A 25,944-nucleotide genomic window follows, 5' to 3' on the forward strand; every position below is an offset into this window, starting at 1 on the left:
CTATCCGCGAAGCGCGGCCTCACTTGTGCAGAGGCCCGTCGAGCCCGAGGCGCTCAAGCGGGGCGTGATTGTACGCGGCTGGCGCGGGCCCCATCGGCGGACAGGTCCGGACTGTGTCCCTGGTTTTCGCGATACGTGCGGCCGTCGCCTTCATCGTCGCCTCATCAGCCCGCAGGTGGGTCTCGCTGATTCTGTCGGTGATCTCAGACGCCTCCAGGCGAAGGTCTCGCGCGTGGAACAGCGCCGAGGCGAAGGAGGATCGCAGTTTCGACAGCTCCCCCTCGCCCGTCGCCCGGCCCGGACCCACGATCGTGTAGAGGGTCACCCAATCGGCCATCTCCTGATTGTTCTCGGAGTCGATCTCCCGGAGATAGTCAGCTATCGCCGAGTATCGTCGGGCTTCCTCGCGTGGGAAATGCACGGCCGTTTGGGCGGCGACCAGGGCAGGCCATTCCGTCTCCGACCAAAGCCGCAGGGGCGGAGCCCCGATGTCGCCGACGGGCGGCAAGTGACCGGTTTTCGTGGCCTGATCCAGCGCGCCGGCGATCTCGTTCAGCCGCGCGCCGAAGCAAGGTGACCGGAGCTCACGCTCCGACGCGATCCACTCAATCTTGGCGTAGCTCACCGCCAGATCACGCCGCCCTTCGTCGACGAGATGCCGCCAGTGCAGCCATTCCACGGACTGCTCCGCGGCGAGCGCGGTGAGTACGCCCACGACGATGATCGCGTATTCCTTCAGGAATTCCCGCAAGCCGCGCCACGGCTTCGGAGTGTGGATGTCCATGGGTCCCCCTCGGCCGTGAGCTTAGGTGCATCGAGGGCGGGAGGGAAATGGCCGCCTAGGGAACGTTGGCTTCCAGCTCGTCCAGCCAGACCTTGGCCGTGCCGTCCGACGGCGCGCGCCAGTCGCCGCGGGGCGATAGCGCGCCGCCGGAGATCACCTTGGGGCCGTTGGGCATGGCCGAGCGCTTGAACTGGCTGATCTCGAAGAAGCGGAACAGGAAGACGCCCAGCCACTTCTTGATGGCCGCCAGATCGTAGGCGTTGCGGGTTTCTTCCGGGAAGTTCGGCGGCCAGGCGCCAAGCTTGGCGTCGCGCCAGGCGTGCCAGGCCAGGAACGCCACCTTCGACGGCCGCAAGCCATAGCGGGTGATGTGGAACAGGCTGAAGTCCTGCAGCTCGTAGGGCCCGACCTTGGCCTGGGTCGACTGGATGGCGCCCTTGGCGTCGGCCGGCACCAGCTCCGGCGAGATTTCGGTCTCCAGGATGGCGTTCAGGACCTCGGCGGCGCCGGGGCACTGCCCGGTCTTCATGGTCCAGCGGATCAGGTGCTGGATCAGGGTCTTCGCCAGCGAGCCGTTGACGTTGTAGTGGCTCATCTGGTCGCCGACGCCGTAGGTGCACCAGCCGAGCGCCAATTCCGAGAGGTCGCCGGTGCCCAGCACGAAGCCGGAATGCTGGTTGGCCAGCCGGAACAGGTAGTCGGTGCGCAGGCCCGCCTGCACGTTCTCGAAGGTGATGTCGTAGACCGGCTCGCCCTTGGCGAAGGGATGGCCAAGGTCGGCGAGCAACTGGCGCGCCGCGGGCTTGATGTCGATCTCCTGGCCGGTGACGCCGAGCGCCTTCATCAGCGCCCAGGCGTTGGACTTGGTGCCCTCGCTGGTGGCGAAGCCCGGCATGGTGAAGCCCAGGATGTCGGCGCGGGGCTTTCCCAGGGCGTCCAAGGCCTTGCAGGCCACCAGCAGGGCGTGGGTGGAATCCAGCCCGCCGGAGATGCCGATCACCAGATGCTTCGATTTCGTCGCGCGGAGCCGCTGGGTCAGGCCCTGCACCTGGATATTGAAGGCCTCGTAGCAGTCCTGGTCGAGGCGCGCCGGGTCGTCCGGCACAAAGGGGAAGCGGTCCAGCGGCCGCAGCAGGCCGATGTCCTCGAAGACCGGTTTGTGTTCGAAGGCGATCCTGCGGAACGACCGCTCGGGCCGGCCGGCGGCCACGGCCGCGTTGTTGAAGGTGGGCGTCCGCATCCGCTCCAGGCGCAGCCGCTCCACGTCGATGTCGGCCACCGCCATCTGCGCCCGGACCGGGAAGCGGTCCGTCTTGGCCATCAGCTTGCCGAGCTCATGAATGGTCGCCTGCCCGTCCCAGGCCAGGTCGGTGGTGCTCTCGCCCGGCCCCGCGGCCGAATAGAGGTAGGCGGCCATGCAGCGCATGGACTGCGAGGCGCAGAGCAGCTCCCGCTCATCGGCCTTGCCGACCACGATGTTCGAGGCCGAGAGGTTGCAGAGGATCAGGGCGCCGGCCAGCGCCGCCTGGGTCGAGGGCGGGGTTGGCGACCAGAAGTCCTCGCAGATCTCGGCGGCGAAGCTGAAGTCGGCCAGGTCGCCGGCGGCGAACACCAGGTCGGTCCCGAAGGGCGCGTCCTGCCCGGCCAGCCGCATCGTCAGGCCGGTGACGCCGGCGCCCGGCGCGAACCAGCGATTCTCGTAGAATTCCCGATAGTTGGGCAGGAAACTTTTGGGCGTGACTCCAAGGATCTTGCCCCGCGAAATCACCACCGCGCAGTTGTAGAGCGCGCCGCAATGGGCCACCGGCGCGCCGACGATCAGCACGGGGCTGAGCGTCTTGCTGGCCTCGACCAGGCCGGCGATCTCGGCCTCCACGCGGGCCAGCAGGGCGTCCTGCAGGAAGAGATCGTCGATGGCGTAGGCCGAGAGCCCCAGTTCCGGAAACAGCATCAGGTCGCAGCCGCGCGCATGCCCTTCCTTGGCAAGCGCCAGGGTTTCCGCCGCGTTGAACCCGGGGTCGCCCACCGCCACCGCCGGCGTGCAGGCGGCCACGCGCACAAAGCCGTGACGGCGCATGGCGTAGAACGGGTTCTTCGGGGATTTCGTCACAGGCGGTCCGCCCCTCATCCTCCCGCCACTAGCGACTGATTTGCCGCCGGGGAGAAATGCTCACTTTGAGCATATATAGGCGGAGCGTTGAGAAATCAAAAATCATCCCTCCCCGTTCCGGGGAGGGTGGCGACCCCGGACTTGATCCGGGGGAGACGGGTGGGGAAGAGTGGGGCAGCGTGCAGGGCCGGCGCTTGAACGCGAATCCCCCACCCTGCCCGCTTACGCGGCCTGTCCCTCCCCTAAAGAGGAGGGATGATTTGCCTAGTCGTCGCGGTGGACCCGCTCGCGGCGCTCGTGGCGCTCCTGGGCTTCCAGGCTGAGCGTGGCGATCGGGCGGGCGTCGAGACGGGCCACGCCGATCGGCTCGCCGGTCTCCTCGCAATACCCATAAGAGCCGTCTTCGATTCGCCGCAGCGCCTCGTCGATCTTGGAGATCAGCTTGCGTTGCCGGTCTCGCGTCCGCAGCTCAAGAGACCGGTCGGTCTCCGACGATGCGCGGTCGGCAAGGTCGGGATGATTCTCGGTTTCGCTCTGTAGATGTTTGAGGGTCTCTCCAGATTCGCGGAGAATATCCTCTTTCCAGTCGATGAGCTTCTGCCTGAAATACTCAAGCTGACGCTCATTCATGAACTCTTCGTCCTCAGAAGGACGGTAACCAGGTCGATCGGCCAATACGGCTGATGCCTTCATGGACACTCCGAGCCCCCAAAACACCCCGAGACACGCGGGGGGCTTATAGCAAACAAAACAGTGGTTTCAATCCATGCTTGCAATCGCGTGCCTTTACGCCGCACGCGCCGATCGCTCGAGCTTGGCCATCTCGACGGCGGCGCGCAGTTCGATCTCGTCCAGAACCGCCTCGAGACCGGGGTCTTCCGTAGCGTCACGTTCGTCGCGAATGGCCCGGCGCAGGCGGTCCAACTCGGCGCTGGAAAGCTCGCCTTCCAGGAGGCCGACCTTGATCTCGCCCAGGACATCGAGGATGCGGCCGGCGCGGCGCACGGCCCGGCGCTTGCGCTCCAGCGGCCCGCCGACGTCCTGCAGGGCGATCAGCGCCTCGACGCCCATGACGCCGCGCGTTGCCGAGACGTTGGAGACCTGACCGGCGCCGCCGGCGCTTTCGGGGGTGATGATGCGGAAGCCTTCGCCGTCGGCGCCGCGCGCTGGGCGTGCGCCTGAGGACGATCCGATCCCGCCTGGGCCGGTGACCTTCATGCTGCGCGCTCAATCCCTATGGCTCGTACTCTGATCCCTCTTGTCGGCCCGCAAGCTTGCAGCATGGTTAATGCCGGGCAAAAACTGCCGCGAGGCGCCGCGTTGCCCGCGTCAGCCCGCCGCGTCCCACTGATTTTCCTGCATTTTCCGGGGCTGCCCGACTGGCACGCCGCTCGCATAGGAAACCGCGAAGCAGCTTCATCGGGTTTCCATGCGTCCGACCTTCCGCGCCTTTTCCGTCCTCCTGCTGGCCACCGGCCTGATGTTCGGCGCCTGCGCCGCGCCCGCCGCCGCCAAATCGCGCATCAAGGATATCGTCTCCTTCGAGGGCGTCCGCGACAACCAGCTGATCGGTTACGGCATCGTCGTGGGCCTGAACGGCACGGGGGACGCGCTGCGCAACGCGCCCTTCACCCAGCAGAGCATCCAGTCCGCGCTCGAGCGCCTGGGCATCAACACCCGCGCCGCCTCGCCCAACACCAAGGACGTGGCCGCGGTGATGGTCACCGCCAACCTGCCGGCCTTCGCCGCGCCGGGCTCGCGGTTCGACGTGACGGTGTCGGCGATCGGCGACGCCAAGAGCCTGCAGGGCGGCACCCTGGTGATGACGCCCTTGATGGGCATCGACGGCAACGGCCACGCCGAGGCGCAGGGCACGGTGCAGACCGGCGCGATCAGCGCCTCGGGCGCTTCGGGCTCGACGGTCTCCAAGGGCGTCCCCACCGCCGGCCGCATCGCCGGCGGCGCCACCGTCGAGGGCGAGGGCACCGGCTTCCAGCTGGCCAGCATGACGGTCATGCGCCTCACCCTGCACAATCCTGATTTCAGCACCGCGCAGCGGGTCGCCGACGCGATCAACGCCCGCTTCCCCGGCTGCGCCCAGTTGCAGAACCCCACGATCGTGGCCATCCGCCCGCCGCCCGGCCAGGACATGGTGAGCTTCGTCGGTCAGGTGGAGAACCTCTCCGTCGAGACCGACACCCCGGCCAAGGTGATCATCGACGAGATCGCCGGCGTCGTGACCATGACCGACGCGGTGCGCATCTCCACCGTGGCGATCCAGCAGGGCAACCTGACCATCACGGTCAAGGAGAGCTCGCAGGTCAGCCAGCCCACCGCCTTCTCCAAGGGCGGGACCACCGCCATCGTGCCGCAGAGCGACGTCTCGGTGGACGAGGAGAAGGGCAAGCAGTTCCTGACGCTGAAGAACGGAGCGTCTCTGGGGTCCCTGGTCGCCGGCCTGAACGCGCTGGGCGTCACGCCCCGCGACATGATCTCCATCCTGCAGACCATCAAGAGCGCCGGCGCGCTGCAGGCCGAGATCGAGGTGCAGTGATGAGCGACCTGACCGCCGCCAGCGCGCCCGCGAACCTCTTGACCCCGACGCCCGCGGCCGGCGGCGGCGCCAATCCGCCGATGAGCGCCGCCGAGACTGCCAAGCGCGCCCAGATCCATCAGACCGCCCAGAAGTTCGAGGCCTCGTTCCTGTCGGTGATGCTCAACGAGATGTTCAGCAAGGACGACGACAACGTCGACAAGGCCTTCACCGGCGGATCGGGCGCCAAGATGTTCCAGTCGATGCTCGCTGAATCCATGGCCGATAAGATGGTCAAGACCGGCGGCATCGGTCTCGCCGCCTCGGTCCAGCGCGAGATGCTCAAGATGCAGGGGCTGCACTGATGGTCATGACCCCGGAAGAAGCCGCCGAGCGCGTCGAACAGCTCATCATGCTCACCGACCGGCTGACCGCGCTGGTCGCCGAGCAGGCCAAGGCCTTCGAAAACCGCCGTCCGCAGGACGCCGCGGTGCATGTCGAGGAAACCAGCCGGCTCGCCAACCTCTACCGCCATGAATCGGCCCGGGTGCGCGCCAATCCCGGCCTGATCTCGGCTTCGCCTGCGCCGCTGCGCCTGCGCCTGCGCCGCGCCACTGAGGCCTTCGACGCCGTCCTCGCCCGCCAAGCCCGCGCGGTCGGAGCGGTGAAGGAAGTCACTGAGGGCCTGGTCCGGGCCATCGCCGAGGAGATCGCCGGCCAGCGGCAGAAAGGCGTCAGCTACGGCGCCTCGGGCACGCAGAACCAGGCGACCGCCGCCACCGCCATCACGCTCAACAAGCGCGCCTAGACGCCTCCATTTCCTCGCGCGGGGACCAGAATTCAAACGCCCGTTTGACTTTCTGGCTTGCCCGGTCCTAACCTGCTCGCGTCGTCGGAGCGTTTCCGGCGATCTACGTTCTCAGGGCGGGGTGGAAGTCCCCACCGGCGGTAATGTCTTCCAGCGATGGAGGGACGAGCCCGCGGGCGCCTGGGGTCTTTCGGGACTTCAGGGACAAGCAGACACCGGTGCGATCCCGGGGCCGACGGTTAGAGTCCGGTTATGAGAACCGCTGAACGCGTGCGCCTGGCCTCGGCCGATCGCGCGTGGGCGGCGTCTCCCTGAGTCGTGGTTCCTCGAACCCATCCGGGAGATGACCATGACCCAAGCTACCCAAACCACCCCAACCACCAAGGCCCAGACCCTGGAATTCCCAACCGCCAACGGCGCCTTCCGCGCCGCGCGGATCGCCTTTGTCCACGCCCAGTGGCACCGCGAGATCGTCGAGCAGTCCTACGCCGGCTTCCTCGAGGAGATGGCCGCCCTTGGCCTCGGGCCCGAGACCGTCGAGCGCTTCGAAACCCCCGGCGCCTTCGAGATCCCGCTGCACGCCCAGACGCTGGCCCGCAGCGGCCGCTACGCCGCCATCGTCGGCGCGGCCTTTGTGGTCGACGGCGGCATCTACCGCCATGAGTTCGTCGCGCAGACCGTCGTGACGGCGCTGATGCAGGTGCAGCTCGCCACCGAGACGCCGATCTTCTCCGTCGTGCTCACGCCGCATCATTTCCACGAGCACGAGGTCCACCAGCGGTTCTTCCACGACCACTTCCGGGTGAAGGGCCAGGAGGCCGCGCGCGCCTGTGTCGGGACGCTGACGAGCCTCGCCCAGCTGGCGGCGGCGTGAGGGGGCGGCCATGAACATCGTCACCGACGGCCCGCCGGCCGGGTTCGAACCCCACGACCGCAAGAGCGCGCTCACCGAGCCCTGGGAGCCGCTCTACAGCCGCAAGACCGATCGCGCGGTGGTGCTGGGCCTGCGCGCCAGTCCGGCCCACGCCAACAGCCGCGGCTTCGTGCACGGCGGCCTGATCGGGGCGCTGGCCGATAACGCCATGGGCCTCTCCTGCGGCGCCATGCTGGGGCACACGGGCGGCCTGGTCACCGTCAACCTCAACGTCGACTTCCTAGCGAGCGCGCTGGAGGGCCAGTGGCTGGAGTTCGACACGGTGTTCGTGAAGCCGGGCCGCACCCTCTGCTTCGCCCAGGCCTTCGTCACCGCCGACGGCCAGCCCTGCGCGCGGGCCAACGCGGTTTTCAAGGTGGTCGGAGGCGAGATGCGGCGGACCGGCTGAATTCGCGCAGGTCCGCGAGCTTGGCCCTGGCGGATCGTGGGGCGCCACACTAGGTTGAAGCCTGAGAAACCAACCCTCGCACCCGGGGTTTTGCTAGCATGACCCAAGTTCCCCGCGTTCCGCTTCGCCCGCTCGCGTTGGCCTTGGCCGTGGCGGTCATGGCTGCCGCGGCGGGACCAGCGCTGGCCCAGGTGACCGACCCGCGCACCGATGAGCGGGTCGAGCCCTGGCGCGGGCCCGAGCCGCCTCCCGGCAAGCCCCGGAACGCCACCTCGAGCACGTCGGCCACCGAGCCGACCGAGGCCGAGCAGCGCGAGGCCCGCAAACTCGCCACCGCCATCTTCGCCGCCCCGTCCGCCGGCCAGCGGGCCGCCGACAAGGCAGCCCCGCCCGCCGCCGCCAAGGTGCCGCCGGCCCAGCCCAAGGCGGAGTGGCTGGCGGACGACAAGCTCGGCCCAGGCGGCGAAGGCGTGCAGGTCAAGACGCCGTTCTGACGCGCGCGTGACCGGCCCCGCGATGATCGGCCGCCCATGACCGACGCCAGCTTTCCCGGCTTTCCACCCGAGGCGATGGGCTTCCTCGCGAACCTGCGCGACAACAACGACCGCGAATGGTTCGCCGCCCACCGCAAGACCTACGACCAGGCGATCAAAGGCCCGGCCGAGCACCTGCTGGCGGCCCTCGAACCGGCGCTCGCCGATCTCACCGGCCGCCCCGTCACCGGCAAGATCTTCCGCATTCACCGCGACGTCCGCTTCTCCAAGGACAAGCGGCCCTACAACGCCCACCTGCACATCGCCTTCCCGGCCCGAAGCGGCGAGATGACCGCCTGCGGCTATTTCTTCGGCCTGGAGCCGGAGCGTGTCCTGGTTGGCGCCGGCGGCTTCGACTTTTCGGGGCCCGTGCTTGACGCCTACCGCGCGGCGGCGGCCGACGCGAAGAAGGGCCCCGCCCTGGAAGCGATCCTGGCCGGGCTGGAAAAGGCCGGGCTGCGCATCGAAGGCGCCGAGCTGAAACGGGTACCGCAGCCCTACGCCCGGGACCATCCGCGCGCCGCCCTCCTGCGCCGCAAGGGCCTCAACGCCTGGCGCGATATCACCGACCGCAAGACGGTCGAGAGCGAGGCGCTGTTCGCCGAAACCATAGCCGCCTTCACCACCCTGGCGCCCCTGGTGAACTGGCTGGCCGATCTGTGAGCTGAGATCACGGACGGGGCGCCCAGATGTCGTTTGGGCGGTTCGGCGACTGCGGTTATATCCAGGCTGACGTTCGTGAGCTGAGGTCACATGGCCAAGCGCAGCCAACTCCCCCTGACAGCCCTTCGCGCCTTCGAGGCGTTCGCGCGGCTCGGCAAGATGAGCCTCGCGGCCGACGAGCTCTGCGTCACCCACGGCGCGGTCAGCCGCCAGGTCCGAAGCCTCGAGGCGCTCTGCGGCGCCAAGCTCACGCAGGGCCCCCGCAACGCCCTGAAGCTCACCGACGCCGGCGAGCGCATGTCCCGGTCGCTCGGGCACATCTTCGACGAGCTGGAGCAGTCGTTCCGCGAGGTGCGCGCCGCGGCCGACCGCGAGCTGCACGTCTCCTGCGTCGGCACGCTCGCGATGAAGTGGCTGATCCCGCGCCTGTCGGGCTTCCACGCGCGCCATCCCGAGCTCTCGATCCGGGTCACCGAGGCCTATGGCCCGGTCGACTTCACCCGCGAACCCTTCGACGCCGCCATCCGCCTGACTGAGAGCGTGGTCGGCGACGGCCTGACGTCGACGGCCTTCCTGGACAACTTCCACGGCCCCATCGTCGCCCCGGAGCTGGCGCGCGGCGGCCTGGACCTGGCGCATACGCCCAGGCTCTACACCCGCTCGCACCGCCAGGCCTGGGACGAGTGGTCGGCCCATTCGGGCATCCCGGTCCCGCCGGAGCCGGAGAGCCGCGAATACGAGCACCTGTTCTATCTGCAGGAGGCCGCCGTCGCCGGCCTGGGCGTCGGCATCTCGCCCTGGATCTACGTCGCCAACGACATCGCCGCGGGCCGCCTCGTCGCGCCCTTTGGCTTCACCCGCACGCCGGCCAGGTTCCACCTGATCCTGCCGGGCCAGCCGCCTAAGCGCGGCCTGAAGGCCTTCCGCGAGTGGCTGATCGAGGAAGCCGCCACCGCACCGGCCCCGCCGATGCTGGCTGCCGCCGACGCCTAGCCCTTAGGCCTCGGTCCGCCCCATGGCGAAGACCGGCTGGAAACAGCCCAGGATCAGACGGCCGGGGTCGAACGGCGGCTCGCCGCCGGTGTCCAGGCGCCCCTCCTCGTGCATCTTCGCCTCGGCGGCCTCGAAGCTCGCCTTGTCGGGCCAAACCTGCCAGGTGAAGACGATTTTTTCGCCAGGCTTGGCGGCCACGGCCTTGCGGAAGTCGGTCTGCTTGCCGTCGGGGACGAAGTCCTCCCAGCTCTCGACGATCTCCAGGCAGCCGTAGTCCTTGAAGACCTGCGCGCCGTTCTGCGCCCATTGGCGATAGGCCTCGATTCTGTCCTCAGGCACTGGGATCACCAGACCGCAGACGTACATGACGAGGCTCCTCTGGCTTCGCATTGGGGGCTCGGCGCTAGCCTCTCAGACCCGGCGCCAGGCGCCAAGCCCACCCGCCGAGTGGCGGCTTTCGGACATGTGTTGATTTCGCCAGATTGGCTCCAAGGCCTCCCGCCCCGATGTTCCGGCCGCAAAGGAGACCCGCATGTCCGCCACCCAATCCTACGTCGTTTCCGGCCTTCCCCTGGAGCCGTTCGCCCCGCTATTCGGCCTTTCCGACGCGGATCTGGCCGACCGCGGCGTGATCCGCCGCGTCGTCGACAGCCCCACGGGCTTTCCCAGCCGCGTCGAGCTGGAGGACGCCCAGGTCGGCGATACGGTCCTGCTGCTCAACTACGAGCATCAGCCCGCCGATACGCCCTTCCGCGCCCGCCACGCCATCTTCGTCAACGAGAAGGCGCGCGCGACCCGCCGCGCCGTCAACGAGCTTCCCGGCGCCCTGGCGGTCCGCGACGCGGTCTCGCTGCGCGCGTTCCGCGAGGACGGCATGATGATCGACGCCGGCTTCGCGCCAAAGGGCGAGGTGGAGCGCGCCATCGGCCGCTTCTTCGGCCAGCCGCAGGTCGCCTACCTGCACGCCCACACCGTCGGCTGGGGCTGCTACCTGGCGCGCATCGACCGCGCCTAGCCGATCCGGACGACGCGGCTACTGTGTCATCCGCCAGGGCGAGCGGTCGTCCCAGTGCTTCAGCGCGTCCGTCGCCCAGGCGGTCGTCTTGTCCTTGTGGCACTGGTTGCAGGCGTTGGGGATCTTCAGCGCATCGGTCTGGGTCGGCGTCACGAAATGGAAGGTGTGGCTGGCGACGTTCACGTTGGCCACGGTCTGCGCGATCAGCGGCATGTGGCAGGCGACGCACTGCCCGCCGGGGCTGCCGGCCGCGTGGTGGGTGTGGGTCTCGATGGTCGCGGCGTGCGGGCCGTTCCGGCCGTTGGGGCTGTGGCAGGTCAGGCAGATCGTGGCCGGCGGCGCGCGCAGCATGGCCTGGTTCGGCGTGCCGTGCGCATCGTGGCAGGAGAAGCAGGTGACGCCGCGGGCGTACATCAGGCTCTGGGTGAAATCGTTGCCCTGCATGCGGTTCTTGTGCGCGGTCCCGTCGGGGAAGTGGGTGAAGGTCAGTTCGCCCAGCTTGTGCGGCTCCAGCTCCCAGTAGTCGCGCAGGTTCAGCCCGACGTGGAAGCCGACCGGCCAGTCGTAGTACTTGCCGTCCGCCGCCGGCTTGCCGGCGATCGGCTGGCCCTGCGAATGGCATTGGATGCAGGTGTCGTTGGCCCGCACATAGTCCATTCGCGCCGGGTTGAGGATGTTGTCCTTCGCCGGATGCGCCGCATGCGCCGAGCCAGCCCCATGGCACATCTCGCAGCCGACGTTCCATTCGGCCGGCGTCTCGGTCTTGGGGTCGTAGGCGACCGAATGACAGCCGTCGCAGGTCGGCCCGGTCGGGCGGCCCGAGTTGTCGCCCTTGGGGTCCGGATAGTGCGCCGCCCACCAATCGGCGGTGTCGGCGACATGGTAGGGCAGCCACTTCTTGTTCGTGATGTCCCACTGCGCGGGATAGGGCACGTAGGTCCGGCCGACCTTGTGGAAGTAGCGTTGCTTCCAGACCGTGCCGTAGACGAAGTCCACGTCCTTGACCTGGAAAGTCACCAGCGGGTTCGGCGTCTTGAAATCGCCGACCACGACCTCAGGATGGCTCTTCGGATCGGTCACGACGTTGGCCATGCGGGTCTTGGACCAGCGGGCGAACTGGTCTGCGTGGCAGCTGGCGCAGGCCTTGGAGCCCACGTAGCGGGCGCCCGGCGGCGTCGCCTGACTGTCCGGCTTGCGCTCGAGCGAGGCGAAGATCGGGTACTTGGTCGCGGGAAACTCAGGCGCCTGGGCATGCGCCGCGACGCCGGGCCACGTCAGACCCACTACGGCGAGCGCGATCATCCCCACGATCCCACCCCAGATCCGGGCTCCGCGCACCGCCGCGTCGTCGCCGACCATGAACGCTCCTCCTGATTGAGGCGCCACCTTAGGGCACGGGTTCCACCAGGCGAAAGCGCCGATGCGTCGTCGGCGGCTATGTCGAAGCCCGCGCGGCCAACCCCTCCAGCCACCGCTGGTGCCAGCGCTCCATGCGGCCGGGGAAGATCAGGCGGCCGGCGCGGGCGGCGAGGCCGTGCTGGGTCTCCTCGGTGACCACATGGCAGCCACCCGCCGCGGGCAGGATCAGCCAGGCGTGGTAGGCCTCGATCAGCGGCGCGGTGGCGAGCCAGGCGATGCGCTCGAAGGGCTCGAACTCGGTGACCTGCGTCTGCAGGTCGACGCCGAAGGTCTTCCAGGTGAAGCGTGCGCCGGCCGAAAGGTCGGGGCCGCCGCCTTCGACAACCACCTTCGAGGCGTTGGCGTAGTAGTCCGGCCATTCCGCCGCCCGGATCAGCACCCGCCACACCGCCTCCGGCGAGGCGGCCACGGTGATCGCATTGACCACGTGCACCGGCGCCCGGTCGGGTGAGAAACGGTCGGGCCAGCGGATCGAGGCGTCGGTCATGGCGCGGAGCATAGCGCAGGCCGCGCGTCCTGCTGCCACCGTCATGTCAGCAGAACGGCCGCGCGCTGTCGCCGCAGGGGCGCTGTTCAGGTTATGTTCCTATGTAATCTGCGAGTCGGCGCATTACATTGAGCGATCGCCCGACAGGACCCTTATCAACAAACCCTGCCACTGCGCTTTTGTGTTTCCGGGACAAGATGGCCGAACAACTCAACTTCATCCGCGTGCGCGGCGCACGTGAGCACAATCTGAAGAACGTCAGCGTCGACATCCCGCGCGGCGAGCTGGTGGTGCTGACCGGGCTCTCGGGCTCGGGCAAGAGCTCGCTCGCCTTCGACACCATCTACGCCGAGGGCCAGCGCCGCTATGTCGAGAGCCTGTCGTCCTATGCGCGCCAGTTCCTGGAGCTGATGAGCAAGCCGGACGTGGACCTGATCGAGGGCCTCTCGCCCGCCATCTCCATCGAGCAGAAGACCACCAGCCGCAATCCGCGCTCCACCGTCGGCACGGTGACAGAGATCCACGACTACATGCGCCTGCTCTGGGCGCGGGTCGGCGTGCCCTATTCGCCGGCCACCGGCCTGCCCATCGAGAGCCAGACCGTCAGCCAGATGGTCGACAAGCTGACCGCCCTGCCGGACGGCGAGCGCATCTACCTGCTCGCGCCCGTGGTGCGCGGGCGAAAGGGCGAGTTCCGCAAGGAGATCGCCGAGTGGCAGAAGGCGGGCTTCCAGCGCCTGAAGGTCAACGGCGAGTACTTCCCCATCGAGGACGCGCCGACGCTGGACAAGAAGTTCAAGCACGACATCGACGTGGTGGTGGACCGGCTGGTCACCAAGGCGGGGTTGGAGACCCGCTACGCCGACTCGATCGAACAGGCCCTGCGCCTGGCCGACGGCATCGCCGTCGCCGAATGGGCCGACAAGGACCCGACCGAGAACGAGCCGAAGCGCATCCTGTTCTCCGAGAAGTTCGCCTGCCCGGTTTCCGGCTTCACGATCAGCGAGATCGAGCCCCGGCTGTTCTCATTCAACAATCCCTACGGCGCCTGCCCGGTCTGCGACGGCCTGGGCATGAAGCTCGCCTTCGACGCCGACCTGATCGTTCCGGACAAGGACAAGACCCTGCACAAGGGCGCGGTGTCGCCCTGGGCCAAGGGACCCTCGCCGCTCTACACCCAGACCCTGCAGGCGCTGGCGCGGCACTACGACTTCTCGATGGACACGCCGTTCTGGAAGCTGCCGGACCAGGCCAAGCAGGTGATCCTGCACGGCTCGGACGGCGAGAAGATCCGCTTCGTCTATGACGACAACGCCCGCAAATATGAGGTCAACAAGACCTTCGAAGGCGTGCTGCCGAACCTGGAGCGCCGCTGGCGCGAGACGGACTCCTCCTGGGTCCGCGAGGAGCTGGCGCGCTACCAGTCGGAAACCCCCTGCGAGGCCTGTGAAGGCTATCGCCTGAAGCCCGAGGCGCTGGCGGTGAAGATCGCCGGCCAGCACGTGGGCCAGATCAGCCACCTGTCGATCAAGCACGCCGCCGCCTGGTTCGAGGGGCTGGAGAGCCAGCTCACCGCCAAGCAGATGGAGATCGCGCGCCGCATCCTGAAGGAGATCACCGACCGGTTGCGGTTCCTGGTCAACGTCGGCCTGGACTACCTCGACCTGTCGCGCTCCTCCGGCACGCTGAGCGGCGGCGAGAGCCAGCGCATCCGGCTGGCCAGCCAGATCGGCTCGGGCCTCACCGGCGTGCTTTACGTCCTGGACGAACCCTCCATCGGCCTGCACCAGCGTGACAACGCCCGCCTGCTGGTCAGCCTGAAAGGCCTGCGGGACCTCGGCAACTCGGTGCTGGTGGTCGAGCATGACGAAGAAGCGATCCTCACCGCCGACTACGTCATCGACATGGGCCCCCGCGCCGGCGTCCACGGGGGCGAGATCATCGCCACCGGCACGGCCGACGACATCATGGCCGAGCCCAGGAGCCTCACCGGCCAATACCTCTCCGGCGCCCGCGAGATCGAGGTCCCGGCCAAGCGGCGGCCGATCTCGAAGAAGAACGTGCTGCGCGTGATCGGCGCCACCGGCAACAACCTGAAGAACGTCACCGCCGAGATCCCGCAGGGGACCTTCACCTGCATCACCGGCGTCTCCGGCGGCGGCAAGTCGACCTTCACGATCGAGACCCTCTACAAGGCCGCCGCACGGCGGCTACACAATGCGTCCGACGCGCCGGCGCCCTACGAGCGGATCGAAGGGCTGGAGCTGTTCGACAAGGTCATCGACATCGACCAGTCGCCGATCGGGCGAACGCCGCGCTCCAACCCGGCGACCTACACCGGCGCCTTCCAGCCGATCCGCGACTGGTTCGCCGGCCTGCCGGAGGCGAAGGCGCGCGGCTATGGGCCGGGTCGGTTCAGCTTCAACGTCAAGGGCGGCCGCTGCGAGGCCTGCCAGGGCGACGGGCTGATCAAGATCGAGATGCACTTCCTGCCCGACGTCTATGTCACCTGCGACGTCTGCCACGGGAAGCGCTACAATCGCGAGACGCTGGAAATCCTTTTCAAAGGCAAGAGCATATCCGACGTTCTTGACATGACGGTCGACGAGGCCGCCGACTTCTTCAAGGCCGTGCCGGTGCTGCGCGAGAAGATGCAGACGCTCAATCGCGTGGGCCTGGGCTACGTCAAGGTCGGCCAGTCCTCGACCACGCTGTCCGGCGGCGAGGCCCAGCGGGTCAAGCTGTCGAAAGAGCTCAGCCGCCGCGCTACCGGCAAGACCCTCTACATCCTCGACGAACCGACCACCGGCCTGCACTTCGAGGACACCAAGAAGCTGCTGGAGGTGCTCCACGAGCTGGTCGACCAGGGCAACACCGTGGTGGTCATCGAGCACAACCTCGACGTCGTGAAGACCGCCGACTGGATCGTCGATTTCGGCCCCGAGGGCGGCGACGGCGGCGGCGAGATCGTCGCCGTCGGCACGCCGGAACAGGTCGCCCGCAGCGCCAACAGCTGGACCGGCCGCTACCTCGCCGAGCTCCTCGAGCGCCAGGCCGGCCGCCAGCGCGCCCAGGCGGCCAAGGCCGCTCCCAAGAAGGCCAAGGTCAGCGCCTGACGGATTGGGACTAGTCGGGGCGCCGACGGGTCCGTAAGCCTGGGAGCAATCGTCGTCAGAACGAACCCCAGGAATGAACGCATGATCCTCTATGGCGCGCCGAACCCCGCTCCCAATCCGCGCCGGGTGCGCATCTTCCTGGCCGAGAAGGGCATCGACCTGCCCGAGACCCGCGTCGATATGATGAAGCGCGAACACAAGTCTCCGGAGTTCCGCGCCAAGAACTCCATGGGCCAGTTGCCGGCGCTCGAGCTCGACGATGGGACCTGCATCGCCGAGACGGTCGCCATCTGCCGCTACTTCGACGAGACCCAACCCGACCCGCCGATGTTCGGCGTGACGCCGGTGGAAAAGGCGCTGGTCGACATGTGGGTGCGGCGCACCGAGTTCACGGTGATGACACCCGTGGGCATGTTCTGGCGCCACGCGCACCCGCGCACCGCCGCCCTGCTCACCCAGTTCAAGGACTTCGGAGAGAGCAACAAGCAAACCTACCAGGGGGCCCAGCGCTATCTGGACCGCGAGCTGGAGGGAAAGACCTGGCTGGCCGGCGACCGCTATTCCATGGCCGACATCTGCCTGCTGACCACCGTCGATTTCGCCGACTGGATCGGCCTGCCGCTGGAGCCCGAGTATGAGCAGCTGAAGGCCTGGCACGACCGCGCCACGGCGCGGCCCAGCGCCAGCGCCTAGCCCCCGTCAGGAGCGTCTTCGGGGGCCTCATCCGGCGCGGTCAGGGCCTGATAGGCCGCCGCCCAGGGGGCGCAGAAGACCACGATGACGAAAGGCCCGAACAGGAAGGGCGCGATGGCCTGCAGCAGGAAGAGGCCCGGGTGGTCGCGGAAGCCTTCGGGGCCTGCGAGGTTGCCGAGTTCCTGAAAGCCGACCACCGACAGGGTCAGCAGGAAGAACGCGCCCCAGACCAGAACGCTCATCAACAGGCCCAGGCAGCCGGCCAGCAACGTCATCCCGACCAGCGACCAGGTGTGGCCGCGGCTGAGGCGCCAGGAGCGGCCAAAGTCGATCCGCCGCTCGGCGACACAGATCGGCGCTGCGAAACTCAAGCGCATGAGCAGCCAGAAGCCGACGACGATGGCGCCCAAAGCCACAGCGCCGCTGGCGACGGGCGGCGCCGCCCGGGCCACGCCGACCGCCAGCAAGGCCAAGGCGCCGACACCCGCGGCCAGGACCAGGCTGACGCCGATCCCGCGCAGCTCGTCCGGCCCGAACCGCAGGTAGAGCCAACCGCGCTCTTGCGGCTGAAACATCAGCCGGTAGAGCGCCATGCCGATCACCAGCTGGATGGCCAGAGTCGCCAGTGAGAGCAGCGGACCGACAACCACCGCGCCGAACTGCGAGGCGTCACCGCCGGCGGTGGCGGCATAGAACACCCCGGTGATGACGATGACCGCGACCGCGGCGACCGGGGCCACCAGGTTGAAGCCGGCCCAGCCGACGATCACGCGCCAATGTCGGCGGATGACCTGGAAGCCTTCCAGGGCCGCGTCGCTGGCGGAAAAGGCGGCCATTCTCGCCAAAATCTCCGGGGGCGCTACTCAGCCCGCCTCGGGCTGGACGCTCAGCGGCCGTGGCGGCGGGTCGCCATGCAGCTGCTGATAGGCCACCGCGCCGGGCGCGGCCATCACGGCGTTCCAGAGCGCGCTGAACACGCTGGAAAGGATCATCGAAGCGATCAGCCCGATGCTGAGATAGCTGCTCAGCGTCACGTCCTTGGGGTTCAGGATCGACCCCAGGTCGGCCAGCTTGCCGCCGGTCAGCAGCACCACCACGCCAGCCGCGCCGGTGAACACCACGAGCGCCAGGAAACCCACCACCACCACGCAGGCCAGCGCCAGGACATAGGCTCCGAACAGCCGCCAGAACTGGCCCCGCGTCAGCCCCCAGGACTCGAAGATCGCCAGGCGCCGCTCGGCGAAGGTCGCCACCGGCGCCAACGACAGCCGCACCAGGACGTAAACGATCACCCCGAAGGACACCGGGATCGACAACCAGCCCAGGAAGTTCTGGACCGTAGGGCCCGCCAGGCCCGCGAGCGCGACAACGATGCCCGAGACCATGCCGACGCCGACCACGAGCGCGATGAACAGCACGATGTAGATCAGCGTCAGGCCCATGAGGCGCAACTCGTCCGCGCCCAGCCGCAGATAGCCGAAGCGGGTGTCGTCGTGCCGGAAGATCAGCCGATAGACCGCCGCGGCCATCACGTTCAGCACCGCCAGGCCCAACAGGATCACCGGCGCGGTCAGGATGAGCGCGTCCAGCAGCTGTGGCCCGGTCATCACATCGCTGGCGCTGATGGTCTCGAGCCCGTGCTTGACGCTGGCGGGCATGAAGGCGTCGATCACCCCGCTCAGCACATTGACCAGCAGCGACGCCGCCGCCCAGATGCCAAAAGCCTTGGGATTCTCACGGGTAAGCCGAAAGCCCTCAAGCGCCGCATCAGAGGGTGAAAACCCCGCCATCCTCGTCCTTCAAGGCCCGACCCGCGACGTAGGTCTACGCCATGGGAAACGAGTCGGCCTCCCCTTTGGATGCAAGGGTGGGGCTCGGCCGTGCCGCGTGCAAGGCCCTGCTCGCGATCTGACACGATCGTTGCTAGTTAGCCACGCATGACGAGCGGAAAACTCTCTGGTCCTGTACATGTGGTGGGCGGCGGCCTGGCCGGCTCCGAGGCGGCCTGGCAGATCGCCCAGGCCGGGGTTCCGGTGGTGCTGCACGAGATGCGGCCCGTGCGCGGCACCGACGCCCACCAGACCGACAAGCTGGCCGAGTTGGTCTGCTCCAACTCCTTCCGCGCCGACGACTGGACCGGCAACGCCGTGGGTCTGCTGCATGCCGAGATGCGCAAGCTGGGCTCGATCATCCTTTCCTGCGGCGACGCCCATCAGGTCCCGGCCGGCGGCGCGCTGGCGGTCGACCGCGACGGCTTTGCCCAGGCGGTCACCGAGCGGCTGGAGGCGCATCCGCTGGTCACCATCGCCCGCGAGGAGGTGGCCGGCCTGCCGCCCGCCGAGTGGGACAGCGTGGTGGTCGCCACCGGGCCCCTCACCTCGCCGGCCCTGTCGCAGGCGATCCTGGAGCTGACCGGCGAGGGCGAGCTGTCGTTCTTCGACGCCATCGCGCCGATCGTGCATCTGGAAAGCGTCGACATGGGCAAGGCTTGGCGCCAGTCGCGCTACGACAAGGAAGGCCCGGGCGGGGACGCGGCCGCCTACATCAACTGCCCGATGGATCGCGAGCAGTACGAGGCCTTCATCGACGCCCTGCTGGCCGGGCCCAAATCGGAGTTCAAGGACTGGGAGCATGTGCCCTATTTCGACGGCTGCCTGCCCATCGAGGTGATGGCCGAGCGCGGCCGCGAAACCCTGCGCCACGGGCCGATGAAGCCGGTCGGCCTGACCAACGAACACGACCCGCAGACCAAGGCCTGGGCCGTCGTCCAGCTGCGCCAGGACAATGCGCTGGGCACGCTGTGGAACATGGTGGGCTTCCAGACCAAGCTGAAGCACGGCGCCCAGACCGACATCTTCCGGATGATCCCGGGGCTGGAAAAGGCGGTGTTCGCCAGGCTCGGCGGCCTGCACCGCAACACCTTCCTGAACTCGCCCGCCCTGCTGGACGGGTCGCTGCGGCTGAAGGCCGATCCCCGGATGCGGTTCGCGGGCCAGGTGACCGGCGTCGAGGGCTATGTGGAGAGCGCCGCCATCGGCCTGCTGGCCGGCCGGTTCGCCGCCACCGAGCGCCTGGGGCGCCCCGCCACGCCGCCGCCGGCCACGACGGCGCTGGGGGCTCTGATCGGCCACATCACCGGCGGGCACCTGGACGGCGGCAAGGGCTCGTTCCAGCCGATGAACATCAACTACGGCCTGTTGCCACCGATCGAGGGCCCGCGCCACGGCGAGGACGGCAAGCGGCTGCCGCACAAGGAACGCGGCCGCGCCAAGAAGCGGCTGATGGGCGAGCGCGCGCTCGCCGACCTCGACGCCTGGACGGCTAGTTCGCCGGGATGATCCAGGGGATCAGGAACTGCTGAGCGGCGACCAGCGCCCCCAGGATCACGGTCAGCACGATACTGTGCGGGAAGGTGCGGGCGAAGATCTCGCCCTCCCGGCCGGTCATGCCGGTCACCGAGACGCCGGTGGCGATGTTCTGCGGCGAGATCATCTTGCCCATCACCCCGCCGGAGGAATTGGTCGCGGCGAACAGCACCGGGCTGAGATTCAGCTGGTTGGCCGCCACCACCTGCAGGTTGCCGAAGAGCGCGTTGCCGGAGGTGTCGCTGCCCGAGAGCATCACCGCCATCCAGCCCAGGAACGGCGAGATCAGCACGAAGGCGTGGCCGGTCGACGCCGCGCCGAGACCCAGCGTGTAGGCCAGGCCGGAATAGTTCATCAGATAGGCCAGGCCGACGATCAGCATGACCGTCACGACCGCCTTCCAGGCCTGGCGCACCGTCTGCACGGCGCAGCCGACGAAGGCGGCCGGGGAAATCCTGACAGCTACGGCGGTGATCACCGCGGCCAGCAGGATCGCGGTGCCGGTGGCCAGCGGCTGAAAGGCCCAGACCGCGGCATAGGGCTTGTCGTGGTAGAGGGTGATCGAGATCGCCTTGTCGAGCAGCGGCCAATGGATGGCCTGCTGGCCGATGTTGGCGACCTTGAAAGCGGTCCACAGCACCACCGTCGCCGAGAGGATCGCCCACGGTAGCCAGCCCTGCCAGGCCGCCGGCGCGCCGGCCGGCGGGGCTTCCAGCGCCGCCTCGTCCCGGATCGCGAAGGCCGGGTCCGGCGCCGGGCGCCAGACCTTCAGGAAGGCGAGCGTCACCAGCAGTGAAACCAGCGCGGCCAAGACGTCAGTGAGCGTGTAATCGATGTAGTTGGAGGCCGCGAACTGGCCGGCCGCGAAGCTCAGGCCCGCCACCACCAGCACCGGCCACAGGGCCCGCACCGAGCGCCAGCCGCCGTAGAGCGCCATGACGTAGAATGGCAGGATCGCCGCCATCACCGGCAGTTGCCGCCCGATCATCGCCGCCAGCACATGGGCCGGCAGGCCGGTCACCGAGCCCAGCACAGTCACCGGCGCGCCGAGCGCTCCGAACGCCACCGGCGCGGTGTCGAAGATCAGCACCAGGACCAGGGCCTCCATGGGCGGAAATCCGACCATGATCAGCAGCGAGCCGGTAATCGCCACAGGCGTCCCGAAGCCCGCCACGCCCTCCAGCAGCGCGCCGAAGCAGAAGCCGATGACGATCAGCACGACCCGCCGGTCGTTGGGCACATTGGCCAGCACCCAGGACCGGAAGGCCTCAAAGCGGCCCGAGACCACGGCGATATTGTAGACCAGCAAGGCGGCCAGAACGATCCACATCACCGGCCAGAGCGCGAACACCGCCCCGTTGGCGACCGCGCTCAGCGCCAGGGTCATTGGCAGTTTCCAGACCATGACCGCCGTCGCCAGGGCCACGGCGAGGCCGCCCAGCGACGCCTGCCAGGCCGGCCGCCGCAGCACGCCCAGCAGCAGGAGCACGGTTGCGATCGGGAGCGCCGCCACCAAGAACGACAGCGGCAGGCTGTCGGCGACCGGCGTCAGAAGCTGTTTGAACACCGGACGCCCCCATCCCATTGGGCGACCGCTGGCTCAGCCGCCTCATCGGCGGAGCTTGGCGCACGCCGGCCGATTGGCAAGCGGCATCTCGCGCGCCCCAGATAGCAGGCGCTCAGATCCTGCCGCGCGCCACCGCGATGGTCAGGCGCAGCCGCCGCGCGAAGTCGTTGCTGGCCGGGCGCCCCGCCAGCGCCGCGTGCGCCACCGCCGGAAAGGCCGCGACGCTGAGGTTGCGCGAGGCGCTACGCGCCGCATGGATCACCTTCAGGAAGGTGGGTCGCAGGTCCGGTGTCTCGGCGAGCCGTTTGCCCAGCGCCCAGGCCGAGCCGCCGGCCAGGGCCATCTTGGCGTCGGTCGCGGGGTCCAGGACCTCGGCCGCCAGCTGCGCCGAAAGCCCGCCGGTGTCCCGCGCCCAATCCAGGACCTCGCCCTCGCCCATCGGCGCGGGGTCGAGCTCGCGGTAGCGGGCGTCGATCATCCCCTCCAAGGGCTCGCGCTTCAGACCGCGCCGCTCGACCACGCGCAGCAAGGCCTGGGCGGTCGGATGCTGGCGCACCGGGCGGCCCTCGAACATCTCGTCCAGCGCCTCGCGCCACCAGGTCAGGCGCACCTCGCCGAGCAGCGAATTGGAGGCCACGCGGGGGGCGCGGGCGAGTTCGTTGTCGAAGGCGTAGATCGCCACCACGTCGGCGCGCGCCTCGCCCGCCCCGATGAACCGGCTGGAGAGCCAGCGGTCCGGGTCGATCCGGCGGATCAGGCCGTCCAGGTCGCCCTGGTCGGCGCTTGGGGCGTCAGGCTCGCTCATCGTCGCCTATGAAAAGGCCCGCCGGTTAAGGCGGGCCTTCCCGATATCAAGATCCAGGTCCGCGATCAGCCGAAGATGGTCTGGTTCATGGTCATGCAGGCCAGCATCGGCACCGACAGCAGGGTGTTGATGCGCGAGAAGATCATCGCCTTGCGCCCGGCGGCGGCCTTGGCGTCGGCGTCACCGTCGACGATGCCGAGCGCGATCTTCTGCGCCGGCCAGATGAAGGCCCAGACGTTGACCATCATGATCATGCCCAGCCACATGCCCAGGCCAATGAAGGCGTGGCCGATGCCGACAGGCGTTTCGGTGAAGCCGAACGTCAGCGCCTGCACCAGATAGCCGCGGTTCCAGGCCAGGATCAGGCCCATCAGCACCGTGAACAACGCCGCCCAGCGGAACCAGAACAGCGCCTCAGGTGCGATGAATTTGGAGACCGCCGGCTTCAGCTCGGCAGGGATCTCCGGCATCTTCCGGATCTGCACGAAGTTGAAATACCAGAGCAAACCGATCCACATGATGCCGAACAGCACGTGCATCCAGCGGAACAGCGCCTGCAGGAAGATGTCCATCCCGCTCTGATTGTGTACGTCGTACCCACCGACAACGATCAACGCCAGGATGAAGCTGACGATCAACGTGTTGCGGAGATTTGAAAGAAGTCCGGCCATCTGAGCGCCCTCGTGATTCCTACCCTGGGGCTCAGGTATAGGGCGTTTTGACGCAGGCGGAAACGGCCCTAACGCGACTTGGTCAGACGGCGATCAGGGCGCAGGCCAGCCGGCGGCCCTCCGATGTCAGGACGTTGTAGAGCTTGGCCGCCGAGGGCGTGTCCATGAACTCCAGGCCCAGGCCGGCGCCCAGCAGGGCCTCGCGGATGGCTCTGGGCGGCTGGGCGTTGCGGGCGCCCACGCCCAGCAGCAGGAACTCCACCTCGGCGCGGCCGGCCGCGAACACGGGACCAAGGCTCTCAAGCGTCAGATCGGCGAAGGCCGCCACCGGCCACGCCTGCGCCTGGTCGGCGACGATCAGCAGCGAGCCGGCATGCCATTCCCCCGACAGGCGGAAACCGCCGTCGCCATAGGCGTCGATGGACGGCGCGTCGCGGGCCAAGGCCCTGCCCTTCCGCCTAGCGGACGTTGATCGGCGTCAGCGGCTCGGCGACCTCGTCCTCGCCGCCACGCTTGACGCCCCAGAGCAGGATCACCGGGGCCGCGATATAGATCGAGGAATAGGTGCCGATGGCGATGCCGAACAGCATGATCACCGAGAGGCTGTAGAGCGTCGGCCCGCCGAAGAAGGCGAGCGCCAGCAGCGCCAGCACCGCGGTCATCGAGGTGATGATGGTCCGCGTCAGCATCTCGTTGATCGACATGTCGATCACTTCGCCGAGCGGCATGCGCTTGTATTTGCGCAGGTTCTCGCGGAACCGATCGAACACCACCACCGTGTCGTTCATCGAATAGCCGATGATCGTCAGGATCGCGGCCACCGACTTCAGGTCGAATTCCATCTTGCCGAAGCGGCCCATGATGGCGATCAGGCCGAAGGTCAGGAAGACGTCGTGGAACAGGGCGGCGACCGCGCCCAGGCCGAACTGCAGCTCGAAGCGGAACCAGATGTAGAGCAGCATGGCCAGGATCGCGAGGCCGAGGCCCAACAGGCCCTTGCCGAGCAGCTCGCCGGAGACCGTTGGGCCGACCACGTCGGTGCTGGCGAACTTCACCTTGCCGAAGGCTTGGTTGAGCGCGGCCTCGACGTGGCTGACCGTGGCGCTGATGTCGGCGCCCTTGGGCGCCTCGAAGCGCAGGATCGCCGCGCCCGGCGCGCCGGCGGTCTGCACCGTCTCGTTGAGGTTCAGGCCGCGCAGCGCCGCGTGAATCTTCACCGGATCGGCCGCCTGCGGCGCGGTCGAGATGTCCATGACCGTGCCGCCCTGGAAATCGATGCCGCAGGCCAGGCCCCCGCAGGGCGGCTTGAACGGATAGAGGGTCAGGAACAGCGAGCCGATGATGGCGATGACCGAAAGCGAGGCGAACAGCCGCGAGAGCCGCACGAACCGGAAGTGGGTGCGGACCGGCAGGACCTTGATGAGGGGCCAGAATTTCATTCGGCTGGTCCTTACGCGATCGGCAGGGTCTTCGGGCGGGCGGCTTTGAACCACCAGGCCAGAAGCACTTGGGTGACGAGAACCGCCGAGAACACGGTGGTGAAGACGCCGATCGCCAGCGTCCAGGCGAAGCCCTTCACCGGACCGGAGCCCAGGTTGAACATGATCAGCGCCGAGAAGATGTGGGTCATGTTGGCGTCGAAGATGGTGCCCCAGGCGCGCGCGAACCCGGCCTCCATCGAGGAGATCAGGTTCTTGCCGGAGCGCAGTTCGTCGCGCATCCGCTCATAGATCAGCACGTTGGCGTCGACGGCGACAGCGAGCGTCAGGATCAGGCCGGCGATGCCCGGGAGCGTGAGCGTCGCCTGGGTGAAGCTCATCACCCCGATGATCATCACCGCGTTGACCGCCAGCGCGATCAGCGAGATGCCGCCGAACAGCCCGCCGTAGATCAGCAGCATGAAGACCATGGTGGCGATCAGGCCGACGATAGCCGACGTCGTGCCGGCCTTCACCGCGTCGGCGCCCAGTTCGGCGCCCACGGTCCGCTGCTCCTCGACCTTCATTGGCGCGGGCAGGGCGCCGGCGCGGAGCAGCACGGCGAGATCGGTGGCGCTCTCGGTCGTGAAGTGGCCGGTGATCTGGCCGGAGCCGCCGGTGATCGGGTTCAGGATGTTGGGCGCCGAGATCACCTTCTTGTCGAGCACGATGGCGAAGCGCTTGCCGACGTTCTGGCGGGTGATGTCGGCGAAGCGGGTGGCGCCCAGGCTGTTCATGCGGAACTGCACCAGCGCGCCGCCGCCGCCCTGCTGATCGAAGCCCGGCCGGGCGTCGGTCAGCATCTCGCCGCTGATCGGCGCGCGCTTCTTGACCAGATACTGCGGCGCGATGCCGTCGGTGGAGACGAGCATCTCGTCGCCCGGCGGGATACGGCCGGCGGCGATATCCTCGGGACTGGCCTGCTCGTCGACCATCTGGAAGGTCAGTTTGGCGGTCTGGCCGATGACCGCTTTCAGGCGCTCAGGGTCGCTTTCGCCGGCCGCCTCGATGACGATGCGGTCCTTGCCCTGGCGATTGATCTCCGGTTCCTTGGTGCCCATCTGGTCGATCCGCCGGCGGATGACCTCGATGTTCTGCTCGACCGCGCTGGAGGCTTCGGCGTCGAAGGCTTCGGCCACGAAGGCCACGACGATGCGCTGGTTGGCGGCCTCGGAGACGGTGACGTCGCGGGCGTTGGCGGCGCCGGGGAGCGACGAGCCCAGCGTGCGGCGCAGCAGCGTCACCGCATCGTTCAACTGCGCGGGGTCGGTGATCCGCAGGCCGATCGCGCCGTTGGTCACGGCCAGATCGGTGAAGGCGATGTTCTTGCCGTGCAAGCCGGTGCGGATGTCCTCGGCCATGTTGGTGAGCCGCTCGGTGCGCAAGGCCGCGGTGTCCACCGAATAGAGCAGGCGCGAGCCGCCCTGCAGGTCGAGGCCCAGGTGCAGGGTCGAGCTGGGCATGAAGCCCGGCAGCCCGTCGCGGACCTTGGCCGGCAACAGGTTGGGCAGGGTGAAGAGCAGGCCGAGCACCGTCGCCAGAACGACGAGGATGACCTTCCAGCGGGCAAGATTCATCATGG

General features: G+C 68.3%; 27 protein-coding genes and 1 riboswitch. Of the genes, 12 read left to right on the forward strand and 15 right to left on the reverse strand.

Translation table 11 applies throughout. The features are described from left to right. Positions 1–19: 19 nt before the first annotated feature. The 4 genes from VKQ35_RS19770 to VKQ35_RS19785 form a co-directional block, all read right to left on the reverse strand. On the reverse strand, positions 20–784 hold the full coding sequence (locus VKQ35_RS19770; RefSeq protein WP_324364441.1) for a hypothetical protein: 765 nt from the start codon (positions 782–784) through the stop codon (positions 20–22). A 55-nt stretch (positions 785–839) separates the two neighbouring features. After that, positions 840–2,912: an NAD(+) synthase gene (locus VKQ35_RS19775; RefSeq protein ID WP_414692368.1), complete on the reverse strand. Its 2,073-nt coding sequence runs from the start codon at positions 2,910–2,912 to the stop codon at positions 840–842. A gap of 246 nt (positions 2,913–3,158) precedes the next feature. Next, complete coding sequence (gene dksA / locus VKQ35_RS19780; protein WP_293372079.1) at positions 3,159–3,587, reverse strand: RNA polymerase-binding protein DksA; 429 nt, start codon at positions 3,585–3,587, stop codon at positions 3,159–3,161. Between the two features lie 93 nt (positions 3,588–3,680). Next, positions 3,681–4,112 (reverse strand): flagellar assembly protein FliX, encoded by a 432-nt coding sequence (locus VKQ35_RS19785; RefSeq protein WP_324364442.1) that lies wholly within the window; start codon positions 4,110–4,112, stop codon positions 3,681–3,683. Between the two features lie 211 nt (positions 4,113–4,323). On the opposite strand from VKQ35_RS19785, the gene VKQ35_RS19790 reads away from it, so the two are divergent. The 8 genes from VKQ35_RS19790 to VKQ35_RS19825 all read left to right on the forward strand — a co-directional run bounded on the left by VKQ35_RS19790 (position 4,324) and on the right by VKQ35_RS19825 (position 9,746). After that, entirely contained in the window at positions 4,324–5,448 is a 1,125-nt protein-coding gene (locus tag VKQ35_RS19790) for a flagellar basal body P-ring protein FlgI (protein ID WP_414692369.1), read from the forward strand. Beyond that, entirely contained in the window at positions 5,448–5,792 is a 345-nt protein-coding gene (locus VKQ35_RS19795; RefSeq protein WP_324364443.1) for a rod-binding protein, read from the forward strand. The genes VKQ35_RS19790 and VKQ35_RS19795 overlap by 1 nt, the downstream gene beginning before the upstream one ends. Further along, entirely contained in the window at positions 5,792–6,235 is a 444-nt protein-coding gene (locus VKQ35_RS19800) for a flagellar basal body protein (protein WP_324364444.1), read from the forward strand. The genes VKQ35_RS19795 and VKQ35_RS19800 overlap by 1 nt, the downstream gene beginning before the upstream one ends. A 103-nt stretch (positions 6,236–6,338) precedes the next feature. Then, a riboswitch (FMN riboswitch) is annotated at positions 6,339–6,499 on the forward strand. Between the two features lie 85 nt (positions 6,500–6,584). After that, the gene (locus VKQ35_RS19805; RefSeq protein WP_324364445.1) at positions 6,585–7,109 is read left to right on the forward strand and encodes a 6,7-dimethyl-8-ribityllumazine synthase; all 525 of its coding nucleotides are present in this window, start codon (positions 6,585–6,587) and stop codon (positions 7,107–7,109) included. A gap of 10 nt (positions 7,110–7,119) precedes the next feature. Continuing rightward, entirely contained in the window at positions 7,120–7,557 is a 438-nt protein-coding gene (locus VKQ35_RS19810) for a PaaI family thioesterase (RefSeq protein ID WP_324364446.1), read from the forward strand. A 98-nt stretch (positions 7,558–7,655) separates the two neighbouring features. Continuing rightward, the gene (locus tag VKQ35_RS19815) at positions 7,656–8,051 is read left to right on the forward strand and encodes a hypothetical protein (RefSeq protein ID WP_324364447.1); all 396 of its coding nucleotides are present in this window, start codon (positions 7,656–7,658) and stop codon (positions 8,049–8,051) included. Positions 8,052–8,087: 36 nt separating this feature from the next. After that, complete coding sequence (locus tag VKQ35_RS19820; protein ID WP_324364448.1) at positions 8,088–8,753, forward strand: DUF2461 domain-containing protein; 666 nt, start codon at positions 8,088–8,090, stop codon at positions 8,751–8,753. 90 nt (positions 8,754–8,843) lie between these two features. Continuing rightward, positions 8,844–9,746, forward strand: a complete 903-nt coding sequence (locus tag VKQ35_RS19825; RefSeq protein WP_324364449.1) for a LysR substrate-binding domain-containing protein — start codon at positions 8,844–8,846, stop codon at positions 9,744–9,746. A gap of 3 nt (positions 9,747–9,749) precedes the next feature. Here VKQ35_RS19825 and VKQ35_RS19830 read toward each other — a convergent pair whose 3' ends face one another. Further along, positions 9,750–10,112 (reverse strand): DUF1428 domain-containing protein, encoded by a 363-nt coding sequence (locus VKQ35_RS19830; RefSeq protein WP_324364450.1) that lies wholly within the window; start codon positions 10,110–10,112, stop codon positions 9,750–9,752. A gap of 166 nt (positions 10,113–10,278) precedes the next feature. On the opposite strand from VKQ35_RS19830, the gene VKQ35_RS19835 reads away from it, so the two are divergent. After that, a complete protein-coding gene (locus VKQ35_RS19835) occupies positions 10,279–10,761 on the forward strand; it encodes a DUF1203 domain-containing protein (protein WP_324364451.1) in 483 nt (160 codons plus the stop codon). Between the two features lie 18 nt (positions 10,762–10,779). On the opposite strand, the gene VKQ35_RS19840 is transcribed toward VKQ35_RS19835, so the two are convergent. Beyond that, positions 10,780–12,120 carry a cytochrome c3 family protein gene (locus VKQ35_RS19840; protein ID WP_324364452.1) on the reverse strand — a complete coding sequence of 447 codons (1,341 nt, stop codon included), beginning with the start codon at positions 12,118–12,120 and terminating at the stop codon, positions 10,780–10,782. A gap of 76 nt (positions 12,121–12,196) precedes the next feature. Continuing rightward, complete coding sequence (locus VKQ35_RS19845) at positions 12,197–12,679, reverse strand: SRPBCC domain-containing protein (protein ID WP_324364453.1); 483 nt, start codon at positions 12,677–12,679, stop codon at positions 12,197–12,199. Positions 12,680–12,864: 185 nt separating this feature from the next. On the opposite strand from VKQ35_RS19845, the gene uvrA reads away from it, so the two are divergent. Together uvrA and VKQ35_RS19855 are read left to right on the forward strand one after the other, a co-directional pair. Beyond that, positions 12,865–15,783, forward strand: coding sequence for an excinuclease ABC subunit UvrA (gene uvrA / locus VKQ35_RS19850; RefSeq protein ID WP_324364454.1), 2,919 nt, complete (start codon positions 12,865–12,867; stop codon positions 15,781–15,783). An 81-nt stretch (positions 15,784–15,864) separates the two neighbouring features. Continuing rightward, the gene (locus VKQ35_RS19855; RefSeq protein ID WP_324364455.1) at positions 15,865–16,476 is read left to right on the forward strand and encodes a glutathione S-transferase family protein; all 612 of its coding nucleotides are present in this window, start codon (positions 15,865–15,867) and stop codon (positions 16,474–16,476) included. On the opposite strand, the gene VKQ35_RS19860 is transcribed toward VKQ35_RS19855, so the two are convergent. Next, positions 16,473–17,312, reverse strand: coding sequence for a hypothetical protein (locus tag VKQ35_RS19860; RefSeq protein ID WP_324364456.1), 840 nt, complete (start codon positions 17,310–17,312; stop codon positions 16,473–16,475). The two genes, VKQ35_RS19855 and VKQ35_RS19860, sit on opposite strands and share 4 nt — an antisense overlap. 27 nt (positions 17,313–17,339) lie before the next feature. After that, positions 17,340–18,266 carry a hypothetical protein gene (locus VKQ35_RS19865; protein ID WP_324364457.1) on the reverse strand — a complete coding sequence of 309 codons (927 nt, stop codon included), beginning with the start codon at positions 18,264–18,266 and terminating at the stop codon, positions 17,340–17,342. 147 nt (positions 18,267–18,413) lie between these two features. Between VKQ35_RS19865 and trmFO the strand changes: the two genes are divergently transcribed. Beyond that, a complete protein-coding gene (gene trmFO, locus VKQ35_RS19870; RefSeq protein WP_324364458.1) occupies positions 18,414–19,814 on the forward strand; it encodes a methylenetetrahydrofolate--tRNA-(uracil(54)-C(5))-methyltransferase (FADH(2)-oxidizing) TrmFO in 1,401 nt (466 codons plus the stop codon). On the opposite strand, the gene VKQ35_RS19875 is transcribed toward trmFO, so the two are convergent. The 6 genes from VKQ35_RS19875 to secD form a co-directional block, all read right to left on the reverse strand. Beyond that, complete coding sequence (locus tag VKQ35_RS19875; protein ID WP_324364459.1) at positions 19,798–21,408, reverse strand: L-lactate permease; 1,611 nt, start codon at positions 21,406–21,408, stop codon at positions 19,798–19,800. The genes trmFO and VKQ35_RS19875 overlap by 17 nt on opposite strands. 112 nt (positions 21,409–21,520) lie before the next feature. Further along, positions 21,521–22,213 (reverse strand): squalene/phytoene synthase family protein, encoded by a 693-nt coding sequence (locus VKQ35_RS19880; RefSeq protein WP_324364460.1) that lies wholly within the window; start codon positions 22,211–22,213, stop codon positions 21,521–21,523. A gap of 65 nt (positions 22,214–22,278) precedes the next feature. Continuing rightward, on the reverse strand, positions 22,279–22,884 hold the full coding sequence (locus VKQ35_RS19885; protein WP_324364461.1) for a urate hydroxylase PuuD: 606 nt from the start codon (positions 22,882–22,884) through the stop codon (positions 22,279–22,281). 82 nt (positions 22,885–22,966) lie between these two features. After that, positions 22,967–23,326 (reverse strand): Mth938-like domain-containing protein, encoded by a 360-nt coding sequence (locus VKQ35_RS19890; protein ID WP_324364462.1) that lies wholly within the window; start codon positions 23,324–23,326, stop codon positions 22,967–22,969. A 16-nt stretch (positions 23,327–23,342) separates the two neighbouring features. After that, positions 23,343–24,323 (reverse strand): protein translocase subunit SecF, encoded by a 981-nt coding sequence (gene secF / locus VKQ35_RS19895; protein ID WP_324364463.1) that lies wholly within the window; start codon positions 24,321–24,323, stop codon positions 23,343–23,345. A gap of 11 nt (positions 24,324–24,334) precedes the next feature. Beyond that, positions 24,335–25,942, reverse strand: coding sequence for a protein translocase subunit SecD (secD, locus tag VKQ35_RS19900; RefSeq protein ID WP_324364464.1), 1,608 nt, complete (start codon positions 25,940–25,942; stop codon positions 24,335–24,337). Positions 25,943–25,944: the final 2 nt, after the last annotated feature.

The organism is Phenylobacterium sp. (genome assembly GCF_035309685.1).
Taxonomy (GTDB): Bacteria; Pseudomonadota; Alphaproteobacteria; order Caulobacterales; family Caulobacteraceae; genus Phenylobacterium.